Genomic DNA, 14,089 nt, shown 5'->3' with positions numbered 1-14,089 from the left:
GGTCCGGGGCGGAGCCCCGATCTTCATCCCGCCGGGGACGAACCGGCCCGGCGGGCACAATCCAGCCCCGCCGGCGTTTGAGGCGCGGGGGTCCGGGGGCAGCGGCCTGGCAGCGGCGGCGCGGCACGCCCCGCCTACTCCCGCCGATACACCGCGGGCCGCTTCTCGGCAAAGGCCCGCGCCCCCTCCTTCGCATCGGCCGTATCGAAAACCGGCCACCCCCGCAGCAGTTCCGCCGCCAGCCCCTCCCTCTCCGTCAGCTCGGCGGTCTCGTAGACCGACGCCTTGACCGCCTCCACCGCCAGCGGCCCGCACGCGTTGATCCGCTCCGCGATCTCCAGGGCCGCCTCCCGCGCCGTGCCGTCCGGCACCACCCGCCCGACCAGCCCGATCCGCGCCGCCTCCTCGGCGGAGTACGGGCGCCCGGTCAGCAGCATCTCCAGCGCGTGCGTACGCGGGATCTGCCGCGGCAGCCGCACCGTCGAGCCGCCGATCGGGAACAGCCCCCGCTTGACCTCGAACAGCCCGAAGGTGGCGCCGGCGCCGGCGACCCGGATGTCGGTGCCCTGCAGGATCTCGGTCCCACCGGCCACGCAGTACCCCTCCACCGCCGCGATCACCGGTTTGCGCGGCCGGTGGTGGCGGAGCATCGCCTTCCAGTGCAGGTCGGGGTCGTCCTTGAGACGGTCCCGGTACTGGTCGCCCGCCATTCCCTTGCCGGCCAGCGCCTTGAGGTCCATGCCGGCGCAGAAGTCCCCGCCCGCGCCGGTCAGCACCACCGAACGGATCCCGTCGTCGGCGTCCGCCTCCAGCCAGCCGTCGTACAGCCCCACCAGTAGCGGCAGCGAGAGCGCGTTCTTCGCCTCGGGCCTGTTCATGGTGAGCACCAGCGTTGCGCCGTGCCGTTCCACGGTCAGGTGTTCCGTCCCACCCATTGCCGTCCTCCCGTCTCAAGACCTAGAACAGGTTGCAGTAGGGGCGGGTGCAGTTCAATAGTTTTCTGACACTCAGTCAGATTCTTTGGGCGGCGCCCTTCCCAGTTGCCGTCTGCGGCGCTCTAATGACCGCCGGAGCAGACCAGCCACGGGGCCAGTCGTCGGGAACATCGGGGTCAGGAGGAACGGTGGAGTACAACCTTGCCGACCTGTTCGAGTCGGTCGTGGACGTGGTCCCGGACCGCGAGGCCCTCGTGTACGTGGACCACCCGGGGACCGGCGCGGAGCGCCGCCTCACGTACGCGGAGCTGGACGCGGCCGCGAACCGGATCGCCCACCACCTGCTGGACAGCGGGCTGAAGCCCGGCGAGCACCTGGGCCTGCACCTCTACAACGGGATCGAGTACCTCCAGACCGTGCTGGCCTGCCTGAAGGCCCGGCTGGTCCCGGTGAACGTCAACTACCGGTACGTGGAGGAGGAGCTGGTCTACCTCTACAACGACGCCGATCTCGCCGCCCTCGTCTTCGAGGGCGAGTTCACCGAGCGGGTCGCGGCCGCACTGCCGCAGACGACGGGGCTCCGGCACCTGATCCGGGTCGGTGAGGTTCCCGAGGGCGCCCCGGAGCCCTCCATCCCGCCGGTCGCGTACCCGGACGCCGAGGCGGCCGGCTCGCCCGAGCGCGGTTTCCCGCCCCGCAGCGCCGACGACCTGTTCATCATCTACACCGGTGGCACGACCGGCATGCCCAAGGGCGTCATGTGGCGGGCGGAGGACCTCTTCTTCGCCGGGCTCTTCGGGGGCGAGCCGTCGGGCGAGCCGGTGAAGCGTCCGGAAGAGCTGGCCGAGCGGGTCATGGCACGCGGCGCCGGGCTCACCTTCTTCCCGGCCCCGCCGCTGATGCACGGCACGTCGACGCTGACCTCGTTCATCGCCTTCAACTACGGCCAGCGGGTGGTCATCCACCGCAAGTACGCACCCGAAGAGGTGCTCCGCACCATCGAGAAGGAGAAGGTCTCGAGCGTGTCGCTGGTCGGCGACGCGATGATCAGGCCCCTCATCGACGCCCTGAACGGCCCGCTCAAGGGAACGGACCTGTCCTCGCTGTTCAGCGTCTCCTCGTCCGGGGCGATCATGTCGGAGACGGTGCGCGCCGAGTTCCAGCGGCTGGTGCCGAACGTGCTGCTCCTGAACAATTTCGGGTCGTCCGAGTCCGGTTCCAACGGCCGGGCCACGGACGACTCCGGCCCGGACAAGGGCTTCCGCCTCCAGGTCAACGACCGTACGCAGGTGGTCGACCCGGTGACGCACGAGCCCGTGGCGGTGGGCGAGCCGGGACGGCTCGCCCAGCGCGGCCACGTCCCGCTCGGCTACTACAACGACCCGGCCAAGACCGCCGAGACCTTCTTCCAGAAGGGCGGGGAGCGCTGGGTGCTGCTCGGCGACATGGCGACCGTCGATGAACAGGGCATCGTCACGGTGCTCGGACGCGGCTCGCAGTGCATCAACACGGGCGGCGAGAAGGTGTATCCGGAAGAGGTCGAGCAGGCACTGAAGTCCCACCCCGACGTGTACGACGCCCTGGTCGCCGGGGTCCCGGACCCGACCTGGGGCAGCCACGTGGCCGCGGTGGTCCAGGTCCGGTCCGGTTCCCCGGCGCCGACCCTGGACGAGATCCAGAGCCACTGCCGCACCCGGCTGGCGGGCTACAAGATCCCGCGCCAACTGGTCATCACACCCACCATCCAGCGCTCCCCGAGCGGCAAGGCGGACTACCGCTGGGCAAAGACAGTGGCAACGGAGGCGAACACACCCGACTGACCGAGCACAACCCAGCACCACCGGCCACAACCCAGCCCGCCGGCGCTTGAGGCACGGGGCCCGGGACGGAGCCCCGCTCTCAGCCCGCCGAGGTCACCGAGGTATGCGGAGACCCGCATGGCGCCGCCGGGGACGCAGACGAGCGGTTCGCCCTCTCCCTGGACGCCGTAGGCGAGTCGGGTTCCGTCGTAGGGGGTGAAGGCAGGCATGCCCGCCATCACAACAGACGATCACTCGTTCGAGTCATTGATTTAACCTGCCGCGGCCTGGCAGTCTACCGAATGATCGGTCGGTTGGCCCACGATGAGGTGACGGTGACGGCATGGCGGTGTACACGGATCTCCACGACGAAGGCGAGCGGCTGAGCCCCGACGAGCTGGCCTCCCTCCAGCTGACGCGGCTGCGCGCGACCCTGCACCGCGCCTACGAGCGGGTGCCGTTCTACCGGCAGGCCTTCGACAAGGCCGGCATACGTCCCGACGACTGCCGTTCCCTCGCCGATCTCGCCCTGTTCCCCTTCACCACCAAGGCGGATCTGCGCGACCAGTACCCCTTCGGGATGTTCGCCGTTCCGCGCTCCGAAGTGCGCCGCGTCCACGCCTCCAGCGGCACCACCGGGCGCCCCACCGTCGTCGGGTACACCGACGGTGACCTTTCGACCTGGGCGGATGTCGTCGCCCGGTCGATACGCGCGGCGGGCGGGCGGCCCGGCCAGATCGTCCACATCGCCTACGGCTACGGGCTGTTCACGGGAGGCCTCGGCGCGCACTACGGCGCCGAGCGCCTCGGCTGTACGGTCGTGCCCGCCTCGGGCGGGATGACGGACCGCCAGGTGCGACTCATCGAGGACTTCCGGCCGGAGGTCATCATGGTGACCCCCTCCTACATGCTGACCCTGCTGGACGAGATGGAGCGCCAGGGCATCGACCCGCGTGCCACCTCGCTGCGGACCGGGATCTTCGGCGCGGAGCCGTGGACCGAGGAGATGCGCCGGGAGATCGAGGAACGGCTCGGCATCGACGCGGTGGACATATACGGCCTGTCCGAGGTCATCGGACCGGGAGTGGCGCAGGAATGCGTGGAGAGCAAGGACGGCCTCCACATCTGGGAGGACCACTTCTACCCGGAGGTGGTCGATCCCCTGACGGGCGCGGTGCTGCCGGAGGGCGAGCCGGGCGAGCTGGTGTTCACCTCCCTCACCAAGGAGGCCATGCCGGTCATCCGCTACCGCACCCGGGATCTGACGCGGTTGCTGCCCGGCACGGCCCGGCCGGCGTTCCGCCGGATGGAGAAGGTCACGGGTCGCAGCGACGACATGATCATCCTGCGCGGGGTGAACATGTACCCGACCCAGATCGAGGAGATCCTCCTGCGGACGGCCGGTCTGGCTCCCCACTTCCAGCTGCGGCTGACCCGTGAGGGGCGGATGGACGCCCTGACGGTACGGGTGGAGGCGCGCCGGGACACGGACGCCGACCGGCGGGAGGCCGCGGCGGCCGGCGTGGTCAGGGCCGTCAAGGAGGGGATCGGGGTCTCGGTGCAGGTCGAGGTGGTGGATCCGGAGACGCTGGAGCGGTCGGTGGGGAAGATCAAGCGCCTGGTGGACCTCCGCGGCGCCGTGGAGGGCGGTGACACGATTCCAGGCAGCTGAAACCACCCCTTCGGGCCCATTTCGGGGCGGCTCACGGGAGCCCGAGTGCGCTCGCGGGTAGTGCATGAGGCGTGACCTCGACCTACCGGCGGCTCTACTTCCGGCTCCAGGCGTCCCCCGCCGGGCTGGCCTGGAGCCGTGGCCGGGAGATGGAGCTGATGCACCGGGCGATGGGCTTCGCGGCCCTCGGGTTCCTCACCCTGGTGCCGCTCCTGGTGGTCGTGGCCGCCGCCGCGCCCGGCAGCGGATCGGGCTTCGGCCGCTGGCTCGCCCAGGCCCTCGGGGTGACGGAGTCCTCGCGGCCCCGGGTGGAGATGCTGTTCAGCGCGGCGGACCTGGCGCTGGAGCGGACCACCGCCTTCGGACTGGCCGCCCTCGCGGTGTTCGGCCTGACCTTTGGCTCGGCCGTGCAGACGGGCTACGAGAAGGTGTGGGACCTGCCGACCGCCCGCTGGCACACCATGTGGCGGCACGTCGTCTGGCTCGCCCTGCTGGTCTGCTACCTCGCCCTGCTCGTGGGGATCCCCGCACCGTCGAACGACGTCGTCGGGACCGTCCTCGGCGCCCTGGGCGACCTCGCCGGCACCTGCCTCTTCTTCTGGGGCTCTCAGCGGCTGCTGCTCGGCGGCCGGGTCCGCTGGCGGGCCCTGCTGCCGGGCACGCTCGCGACCAGCCTCGGGCTGCTGGGGCTGCGGGTCTTCTCGCAGCTGGTGTTCTCCCCCCTCATCGCCTCCAACGCCGTGACCTACGGCCCCTTCGGCACCCTGCTGGTCGTCCAGTCCTGGCTGGTCGGCGTCGGCTTCGTGGTGTACGGCGGCGCGCTGGTCGGCCGCCTCCTCCACGAGTACCTGACCCTGCGCCGCTACCGGCGCAGCGGGATCCTGCCTCCCGACAGCGGCCATCCCGACCATCCCGTACCGGGCTGACCCGCCGCGCCCGCCCGGAACCGCAGCAGAACCCGCGCCCGCCGCACCGCCGCGCCGGCCCGGAACCGCGGCCGACCCCATGCCGGCAGCGCCCCCGCCGGCTGTGCCCCGACCGGCTATGCCGCCCCCGTACCGGACCGCGGCCCCGTAACCCGCCCGGGTCAGTCCGCCGCCGCCGCGGGTCCGGCGAAGCGGTCGCGGAGTTCACGCTTGAGGATCTTGCCGCTGGCGTTGCGCGGGAGGGCGTCCACGAAGAGCACCCGCTTGGGGCCTTGAAGTGGGCCAGCTCCTCCCGGGCGTAGGCCATCAGCTCCGCCTCCGTCACCTCCCCCGCCTCGCCGCGCGGTACCACCACCGCGGTGACCGCCTCGATCCACCGCTCGTCCGGCAGTCCGACCACCGCCGCCTCGGCCACGCCCGGGTGGGTGTAGAGCACGTCCTCCACCTGCCGCGAGGCGACCAGCACTCCGCCCGAGTTGATGACGTCCTTCACCCGGTCCACGACCGTGAAGTACCCCTGCGCGTCGCGCACGACGAGGTCGCCGGAGCGGAACCAGCCGTCCCGGAAGGCCTTCTCCGTGGCCTCCGGGTCGTTCCAGTACCCCAGGCAGAGCTGTGGCGAGCGGTAGACCACCTCGCCCGCGGCGCCGTCCGGCACGTCCCTGCCGTCCTCGTCGACGACCTTCGCCTCGACGTGGCGTACCGGGCGCCCGCAGGAGTCCATCCGCCCCTCGTGTTCGTCCGGCCCGAGCACCGTGGCCAGCGGCCCGATCTCGCTCTGGCCGAAGCAGTTGTAGAAGCCGAGCCCCGGCAGCCGCGCGCGCAGCCGTTCCAGGACCGGAACCGGCATGATCGAGGCCCCGTAGTACGCCTTGCGCAGGGCGCCCAGGTCGCGCACCGCGAACTCCGGGTGGTTGGCCAGCCCGATCCACACCGTCGGCGGGGCGAAGAGACTGTCCGCCTCCCCCGCCTCGACGAGGCCGAAGATCTGCTCCGCGACCGGCGCGTCGACGATGGTGTTCCGCGCCCCCACCGCAAGGTACGGCAGCAGGAAGACGTGCATCTGCGCCGAGTGGTACAGCGGAAGCGAGTGCACCGGCCGGTCCTCCTCGGCCAGGTCCAGCGCCTCGATCGCGCTCTCGTACTCATGGGCCAGGGCCCGGTGGGTCATCATCGCGCCCTTGGGCAGGGCGGTGGTCCCCGAGGTGTAGAGCAGCTGCGCGACCGCGCCCGCATCCCGGTCAGGTTCAAAGGACAGCGGCTCGGCCAGCTCCGCCAGGAAGGAGCCGGGCGCGTCGCGCAGCGCCCGTACGGGACACCCGTCGGGGATCCGCCCGGTCAGGTCGGGATCGGCGAGGACCAGGGCGCTCGCGGAGTGGTCCAGGATGTACGCGAGGTCCTCGCCGGTGAGGTTCTGGTTGACCGGGACGTGCGTGAGCCCGGCCCGGGCGCAGGCGAGGAAGGCGAGGAGGTAGGCGTCGGAGTTGTGGGCGAAGGTGGCGACGCGGTCGCCCTCGGCCAGCCCGTACCGCTCCCGCAGCACGGCGGCGCCGGTGCTGACGGCCGCGTCGAGTTCCGCGTAGGTCCAACTCCGTTCGCGGTAGCGGACGGCGAGGCGGCCGGGGACCCGCCGGGCGCTGTCGTGCACCAGCCCGTCGACCGTGTTGTGCCGCACGGCCCGTACCGCCCCTACCGGGCCTACCCCGCCTACCGGGCCTACCCCGCCTACCGCCCGCACTTCCCGCGCTGCCGTCATGGCGCGATCCTCGTCTCCCCGTAGCCCGAGGTCAATCACCGGGATACCAAACGGGATGTTGACAGATCATCGGACCGCCTGCATGAGTGTGGGGGCACGGACGCACCGCCTGTCCCCGGGCAACCATGCCCATCCGCAGGCTACTTGGGAGGTACGTTGCACCTCAGCACCCGTCCGATACTCCGCCGCGCCGCCCTCATCGGCGCCGCCCTGCTCGCCGCGACGGCCGCGATGCCGCAGGCCTCGGCGGCGCCCGGTGACCGGATACCGGCCGGCGGCGGTCTGTCCGCCGTCATCCGGTACACCGAGAACGGCATCCCGCACATCCTCGCCCGCGACTACGCGCACCTCGGCTTCGGCACCGGCTGGGCGCAGGCCGCCGACCAGGTCTGTGTCCTCGCGGACGGCTTCGTCACCGTCGCCGGTGAACGCTCGCGCTGGTTCGGGCCCGACGCCGCGCCGGACGGATCGCTCTCCTCCGCCGCCAGGAACCTCTCCAGCGACCTGTACTTCAAGGGCGTCCGGGAGTCCGGCACGGTGGAGAAGCTGCTGGCGACCGCGGCCCCGGCCGGACCCAGCAAGGACCTGAAGGAGCTGATGCGCGGCTGGGCCGCCGGTTACAACGCCTGGCTCGCCCAGAACGAGGTCACCGACCCGGCGTGCAAGGGCGCCGGCTGGCTCCGCCCGGTCACCGCCGCCGACGTGGCCGCCCGCGGCTTCGCGGTCTCGGTGCTCGGCGGCCAGGGGCGCGGCATCGACGGCATCACGGCCGCGCAGCCGCCGGGGCCGGGGCCGGCGGCCGCCCGTCCGGCGGCGCCGGGGGAGGTCGACCCGGCGGGGGCCGCCGCGGCCGCGAGGGAGTTCTTCGACACCAGCCGCTACGACATGGGTTCCAACGCGGTGGCCTTCGCCGGCTCCACCACGGCGAGCGGCAGCGGGCTGCTGCTGGGGAACCCGCACTACCCGTGGCAGGGCGGGCGCCGCTTCTGGCAGTCGCAGCAGACCATCCCGGGCAAGCTGAACGTCTCGGGCGGCTCCCTGCTCGGCACCACCGTGGTCAACATCGGCTTCAACGAGAAGGTGGCCTGGAGCCACACGGTGGCCACCGGCACCCCCGTGAACCTGCACCAGCTCACCCTCGACCCGGCGGACCCGACCGCCTACCTCGTCGACGGGAAGCCGGAGAGGATGACCCGGCGGACCGTCACCGTCCCGGTCAGGAGCGGCGATCCGGTGACCCGCACGCAGTGGTGGACCCGCTACGGACCGGTGGTCACGAGCCTCGGCCCGAGCCTGCCGCTGCCCTGGACGGCCGGTACCGCGTACGCGCTGAACGACCCCAACGCGGCGAACCTGCGCGGCTCCGACACCGCGCTGGCCATGGGCAGGTCCCGCTCGGTCGCGGGGATCCAGGACGCCCTGGCGCGCACCCAGGGCCTGCCCTGGGTCAACACCGTGGCCGCCGACTCCGCGGGCGGCACCCTCTTCACCCAGTCCCAGGTGCTCCCCAGGATCACGGACGAGCTCGCGGCCCGCTGCTCCACCCCGCTGGGCAGGGCCACGTACCCGGCCTCGGGGCTGGCGGTGCTGGACGGTTCGCGCGGTGACTGCGCGATCGGCTCGGACGCGGACGCGGTACAGCCAGGCGTCTTCGGCCCGGCCGAGGCCCCGACGCTGCGCGACGCGCCGTACGCCGAGAACTCCAACGACAGTGCCTGGCTGGCCAATGCGGAGCGGCCGCTGAGCGGCTACGAGCGGATCTGGGGCACGGTCGGCACCCCGCGCTCGATGCGTACGCGCGGCGCGGTCGAGGACGTGTCGGCGCTGGCCGCGAAGGGCCGGCTGACGGTGGCCGACCTGCAACAGCAGCAGTTCGCCAACCGGGTACCGGCCGGTGACCTGGCGGCGGCGGACGCGGCGAAGGCGTGCGCCGCCCTGCCCGGCGGTACGGCGAGCGCGGGCGACGGCTCCACGGTGGACGTCTCGGCGGCCTGCGGGGTGCTGGCGGGCTGGGACCGTACGACCGACAGCGCCAGCCGGGGCGCGCTGCTCTTCGACCGCTTCTGGCGCAAGCTGACCGCCTCCACGCCCGCCAAGGACCTGTGGCTGGTGCCGTTCTCGGCGGCCGATCCCGTACGCACGCCCCGTACGCTCAACCAGGCGGCGCCCGGCATCGGGCGGGCGCTCGCCGACACGGTGGCGGAGCTGAGGGCGGCCGGGATCGCGCTGGACGCCCCGCTGGGCGAGCACCAGTTCGTCGTGCGCGGCGGGCAGAAGCTGCCGGTGGGCGGTGGTACCGAGGCGCTCGGTGTCTGGAACAAGATCGAGGCGCCGTGGAACGCGGCGGCCGGCGGCTACCCGGAGGTCGTGCACGGGTCCAGCCACATCCAGGCGGTCGGCTGGGACGGCGGCCGCTGCCCGGTGGCGCGCACGCTGCTGACGTACGGCCAGTCCTCGGACCCGGGCTCGCCGTACTACGCGGACCAGACCCGGATGTTCTCCCAGGAGCGCTGGGTCACCGCTCGTTTCTGCGAGCGGGACATCCTCGCCTCGCCCGGGCTGAAGGTGGTCCTGGTCCGCGAGCGTCGGTGAGCGTCGGTGAGCGTCTGTGACCCGTGTCCTCTTCCTGGCCGCCGCTCTCAGGGGCTGACGGCCAGGAAGAGGTACGCGGCCAGTAGGACGAGGTGCACGCCACCCTGGAGCAGCGTGGCGCGGCCGGGGGCGATGGTGAGGGCGCTGACCACGACGGTCAGGGCGAGCAGCACCATGTGGACCGGGCCGAGGCCCAGCGTGAGCGGGCCGGAGAGCCAGATCGAGGCCAGGGCGATCGCCGGGATGGTCAGGCCGATACTGGCGATGGCGGATCCGTAGGCCAGGTTGAGGCTGGTCTGGACGCGGTCGCGGCGGGCGGCGCGGACGGCGGCCAGGGTCTCGGGCAGCAGGACGAGCAGGGCGATGATCACACCGACGACCGCGTGGGGCAGGCCGGCGTCGGCGACCCCCTTCTCGATGGTCGGGGAGACGGCCTTGGCGTTGCCGACCACGGCGACGAGCGCGACCAGCAGCAGTCCGAGGCTGGCCAGGGCGGCGCGGGCGGTGGGCGGCGCGGCGTGGTCGTCGTGTTCGCCGGGGGGCCGCTCGGGGGCCACGGGCAGGAAGTAGTCCCGGTGGCGGACCGTCTGGACGGTGATGAAGAGGCCGTAGAGGGCGAGCGAGGCGACGGCGGCGAAGGTCAGCTGGGCGGTGGAGAACTCCGGGCCGGGCTTGCTCGTCGTGAAGGTCGGCAGGACGAGGCTGAGGACGGCGAGGGTCGCGACGGTGGCGAGGGCCGCACCGGAACCCTCGGCGTTGAAGACGGCGACCCGGTTGCGCAGGGCGCCGACGAGCAGGGACAGGCCCACGATGCCGTTACAGGTGATCATGACGGCGGCGAAGACCGTGTCCCGGGCGAGCGAGGAGGTCTTGTCGCCGCCGTCGGCCATCAGGGTGACGATGAGGGCGACTTCGATGACGGTGACCGCGACGGCGAGGACGAGGGAGCCGAAGGGTTCGCCGACGCGGTGGGCGACGACCTCGGCGTGGTGGACGGCGGCCAGCACCGCGCCCGCGAGGCAGAGCGCGACGAGGACCACCGCGGGCGAGGGCAGCTCGCGTCCCCAGCTGAAGACGAGCGCGACGAGCGCCACCACGGGGACCAGGAGGGTCCAGTCGGTCAGGGGGGATCTGCGGGTAGCCGTACTCATATCGGCCAAATTGCCAGAACTGTCCCTCCGGTGCGGCGCAAGGGCCGCCGCCCGGGCCCTGACGTGGCCCTTCTCACGAAACCCCGGGCGTGGCGGGGGCGGAATTTCAGCCCCGCCGGCGTTTGAGGCGCGGGGGTCCGGGGGCGGCGCCCCCGGCAGCGGCGCCGTCACGCGCTGGTGACGTCACGTCACATGGCGCGCTCGTGGCCCTCCCAGTACGGGTCGCGCAGCCGCCGCTTGTAGAGCTTGCCGTTCGGGTCGCGCGGCATGGTCTCGATGAAGTCGACCGTCTTGGGGCGCTTGTAGCCGGCGAGCTGCCGCTCGCAGTGGTGCAGGATCTCCGCGGCCAGGGCGTCGCCCGCCACGAAGCCCTCGGCCGGTTCTATGACCGCCTTGACCTCCTCGCCCCAGTCGGCGTGCGGGATGCCGAAGGCGGCGGCGTCCGCGACGGCCGGGTGGGTGAGCAGGGCCGACTCGATCTCGGCCGGGTAGATGTTGACCCCGCCGGAGATGATCATGTCGATCTTGCGGTCACGGAGGAAGAGGTAGCCGTCCTCGTCCATCAGCCCGAGGTCGCCGACGGTGAAGAAGTCGCCGATGCGGTTCTTCCTCGTCTTGCCCTCGTCCTTGTGGTAGCTGAAGCCGCCGGTGTTCATCTTCAGGTAGACGGTGCCCAGTTCGCCCGCGGGCAGCCGGTTGCCGTCGTCGTCGAAGATGGCGAGTTCGCTGATCGGCCAGGCCTTGCCGACCGTTCCCGGCTTCTTCAGCCAGTCCTCGGCGGTCGCGAAGGCGCCGCCGCCCTCGCTCGCCGCGTAGTACTCCTCCACGCAACCGCCCCACCAGTCGATCATCGCCCGTTTGACGTGGTCGGGGCAGGGCGCGGCGCCGTGGATGGCGTGGCGCATCGAGGAGACGTCGTAGGCGTCCTTCGTCTCCTGCGGGAGCGCGAGGAGCCGGTGGAACTGGGTGGGGACCATGTGGGTGTGCGTGCAGGCGTGCTGATCGATCAGGCGCAGCATCTCCTGCGGGGTCCACTTGTCCATCACGACCAGCGGGTGCCCGATGTGCAGGGCGGCGCCCGCGAACTGGAGGACGGCCGTGTGGTAGAGCGGCGAACAGACCAGGTGGACGTTTCCGTCGAAGGGCCGGATGCCGAAGATGCCGAGGAAGCCGCCGAGGTACGTCTCCTCCGGGAGCTTGCCGGGCAGCGGGCGGCGGATCCCGCGCGGGCGGCCGGTGGTGCCGGAGGTGTAGTTCATGACCCAGCCGAGGGTGCGGTCCTCGGGGGGCGTGCCGGGCTGCCCGTCGAGGAGTTCCCCGTACGGCCGGAAGCCCGCGACCGTTCCGACGGCGTAGCGGTGGCTCGCGGGCAGGGCGGCCTCGTCGGCCGCGGCGGTGGCGGCGTCGGCGAAGCGCTCGTGGGCGATGAGGACCTTGGCGCCGGAGTCGGAGACGATCCAGGCGATCTCGGGGCCGACCAGGTGGTGGTTGACGGGGACGAGGTAGAAGCCTGCCTGGGAGGCAGCGAGGTAGGCGGTGAGGAACGCGACGCCGTTGGGGAGGACGACGGCGAAGACGTCACCCTTTTCCAGGCCGGCGGCGCGCAGGCCGTGGACGAGGCGGTTGACGTCGGCGTGCAGCCGGCCCGCGCTCCACTCCTCGCCCTCGGGCGTGATCAGGACGGTGCGCCCGGGGTCGGCGGCGGCCTGCGCCCAGAATCCGTTGGGCGGCTGCTGGTCGGCCGTGGCGGTCGTGGACGTCGTGGCGGTCATGGCGGTCACACCTCTCGGACTCGGCCGGCGATCCGGTTGACGCGGTCGATCGCCCGCTCGAACCCGCTGGTGAGGTCGTCGAAGACGGCCTGGACGCTGCGCTCGCTGTTCATCCGGCCGACGATCTGGCCGACGGGCGTACCGAGCAGCGGCTGGACCTCGTACTTCTGGATCCGGGAGACGGCCTCGGCCACGAGCAGGCCCTGGAGTGGCATGGGGAGCGCGCCCGGGCCCTGCGGGTCGTCCCAGGCGTCGGTCCACTCGGTGCGCAGCTGGCGGGCGGGCTTGCCGGTGAGGGCCCGGGAGCGGACGGTGTCGCCGGAGCTGGCGGCGAGCAGTTTCTCGGTGAGGGCGCGCGAGTGCAGGTCGGCCTCGGTGGTGGTGAGCCAGAGGGAGCCGAGCCAGGCGCCCTGCGCGCCGAGGGCGAGCCCGGCGGCGATCTGCTCGCCGCTGCCGATGCCGCCGGCGGCGAGCACCGGGAGCGGGGCGACGGCCTCGACGATCTCGGGGACGAGGACCATGGTGGCGATGTCGCCGGTGTGGCCGCCGGCCTCGTAGCCCTGGGCGACGACGATGTCGATGCCGGCTTCGGCGTGGCGGCGGGCGTGTTTGGCGCTGCCGGCGAGGGCGGCGACGAGGACGCCGTGGTCGTGGGCGCGCGCGATGACGTCGGCGGGCGGGGAACCGAGGGCGTTCGCCAGGAGTTTGACGGGGTAGTCGAAGGCGACGTCGAGCTGGTTGCGGGCGACCTGCTCCATCCAGCCGGTGATCCGCCAGCCGGAGGCCTCGCCCTCGGCGAGCTCGGGCACGTGGTGCTTGGCGAGGGTCTCGCGGACGAAGGCGCGGTGCCCGGCCGGGATCATCGCCTCGATGTCGGCCTCGCTGACGCCGTCGACGGCCTTCTTGGCGGGCATGACGACGTCGAGGCCGTAGGGCTTGCCGTCGGTGTGCGCCTGCATCCAGTCGAGGTCGCGCCTCAGGTCGTCGGGGGCGGTGTAGCGGACCGCGCCGAGTACCCCGAATCCGCCCGCGCGGGTGATGGCGGCGGCCACCGCCGGGAAGGGCGTGAAGCCGAAGATGGCGTGTTCGACTCCCAGTTTCTTGCTCAGCTCCGTCTCCATGGGCGGCAGGATGCCGCAGCCCGGCATGCGAGGGAAGAGATTTTCTGATGCAGTGTCAGATTCTTTACGGGCCGGCCGGTGCGGCCGATGCCCGACGGCCGGGCAGATACCCACTAGCGTGCGGCAAACCCGACCCAGCCTCATCCAACCCTCCCGGGGCAATTCCAGCCCTCCCCGGGCAACTCCAACCCCGCCGGGCAGCTCCAGCCCAGCGGCCGTTGGGGGCCTGGGCTCCGCCCCGGAGCCCGCTCCTTCAGCCCCGCCGGGCAACTCCAGCCCCGCCGGCGTTTGAGGCGCGGGGCCAGGGGCGAAGCCCGCTCCTTCAGCGCCGCCGGGCAACTCCAGCCCCGCCGGCGTTTGAGGCG

At 72.3% G+C, this 14,089-nt stretch carries 8 protein-coding genes and 1 pseudogene; 4 read left to right on the top strand and 5 right to left on the bottom strand.

Going from position 1 to position 14,089, the window contains the following annotated elements:
- Positions 1-134: 134 nt before the first annotated feature.
- A complete protein-coding gene (locus ACZ4TV_RS27290) occupies positions 135-935 on the bottom strand; it encodes a crotonase/enoyl-CoA hydratase family protein (RefSeq protein ID WP_468137638.1) in 801 nt (266 codons plus the stop codon).
- Positions 936-1,123: 188 nt separating this feature from the next.
- On the opposite strand from ACZ4TV_RS27290, the gene ACZ4TV_RS27285 reads away from it, so the two are divergent.
- From ACZ4TV_RS27285 to ACZ4TV_RS27275, 3 genes are all read left to right on the top strand, one after another.
- The gene (locus ACZ4TV_RS27285; RefSeq protein ID WP_468137637.1) at positions 1,124-2,755 is read left to right on the top strand and encodes an acyl-CoA synthetase; all 1,632 of its coding nucleotides are present in this window, start codon (positions 1,124-1,126) and stop codon (positions 2,753-2,755) included.
- A 322-nt stretch (positions 2,756-3,077) separates the two neighbouring features.
- The gene (paaK, locus tag ACZ4TV_RS27280; protein ID WP_468137636.1) at positions 3,078-4,406 is read left to right on the top strand and encodes a phenylacetate--CoA ligase PaaK; all 1,329 of its coding nucleotides are present in this window, start codon (positions 3,078-3,080) and stop codon (positions 4,404-4,406) included.
- Between the two features lie 71 nt (positions 4,407-4,477).
- Positions 4,478-5,332, top strand: a complete 855-nt coding sequence (locus ACZ4TV_RS27275; RefSeq protein WP_468137634.1) for a YhjD/YihY/BrkB family envelope integrity protein — start codon at positions 4,478-4,480, stop codon at positions 5,330-5,332.
- 161 nt (positions 5,333-5,493) lie between these two features.
- Here the strand turns inward: ACZ4TV_RS27275 and ACZ4TV_RS27270 are convergent.
- Positions 5,494-7,007 (bottom strand): annotated as a pseudogene (locus ACZ4TV_RS27270) (fatty acyl-CoA synthetase).
- Positions 7,008-7,244: 237 nt separating this feature from the next.
- Between ACZ4TV_RS27270 and ACZ4TV_RS27265 the strand changes: the two are divergent.
- Complete coding sequence (locus tag ACZ4TV_RS27265; protein WP_468137633.1) at positions 7,245-9,680, top strand: penicillin acylase family protein; 2,436 nt, start codon at positions 7,245-7,247, stop codon at positions 9,678-9,680.
- A 47-nt stretch (positions 9,681-9,727) separates the two neighbouring features.
- On the opposite strand, the gene ACZ4TV_RS27260 is transcribed toward ACZ4TV_RS27265, so the two are convergent.
- The 3 genes from ACZ4TV_RS27260 to ACZ4TV_RS27250 form a co-directional block, all read right to left on the bottom strand.
- Positions 9,728-10,831 (bottom strand): calcium:cation antiporter, encoded by a 1,104-nt coding sequence (locus ACZ4TV_RS27260; protein ID WP_468137632.1) that lies wholly within the window; start codon positions 10,829-10,831, stop codon positions 9,728-9,730.
- A gap of 188 nt (positions 10,832-11,019) precedes the next feature.
- Positions 11,020-12,603, bottom strand: coding sequence for an acyl-CoA synthetase (locus tag ACZ4TV_RS27255; protein WP_468137630.1), 1,584 nt, complete (start codon positions 12,601-12,603; stop codon positions 11,020-11,022).
- A gap of 5 nt (positions 12,604-12,608) precedes the next feature.
- On the bottom strand, positions 12,609-13,724 hold the full coding sequence (locus ACZ4TV_RS27250; protein ID WP_468137629.1) for a nitronate monooxygenase: 1,116 nt from the start codon (positions 13,722-13,724) through the stop codon (positions 12,609-12,611).
- Positions 13,725-14,089 lie beyond the last annotated feature (365 nt).

It is taken from the genome of Streptomyces sp. NPDC028910 (assembly GCF_055564955.1).
This window is presented reverse-complemented; position numbering and strand designations above follow the sequence as displayed.

Excerpts from the sequence above, each read along its gene's own strand:
- ACZ4TV_RS27255 (WP_468137630.1), bottom strand. The coding sequence starts at position 12,603 with ATGACCGCCACGACGTCCACGACCGCCACGGCCGACCAGCAGCCGCCC.
- paaK (WP_468137636.1), top strand. The coding sequence starts at position 3,078 with ATGGCGGTGTACACGGATCTCCACGACGAAGGCGAGCGGCTGAGCCCC.
- ACZ4TV_RS27290 (WP_468137638.1), bottom strand. The coding sequence starts at position 935 with ATGGGTGGGACGGAACACCTGACCGTGGAACGGCACGGCGCAACGCTG.
- ACZ4TV_RS27250 (WP_468137629.1), bottom strand. The coding sequence starts at position 13,724 with ATGGAGACGGAGCTGAGCAAGAAACTGGGAGTCGAACACGCCATCTTC.
- ACZ4TV_RS27260 (WP_468137632.1), bottom strand. The coding sequence starts at position 10,831 with ATGAGTACGGCTACCCGCAGATCCCCCCTGACCGACTGGACCCTCCTG.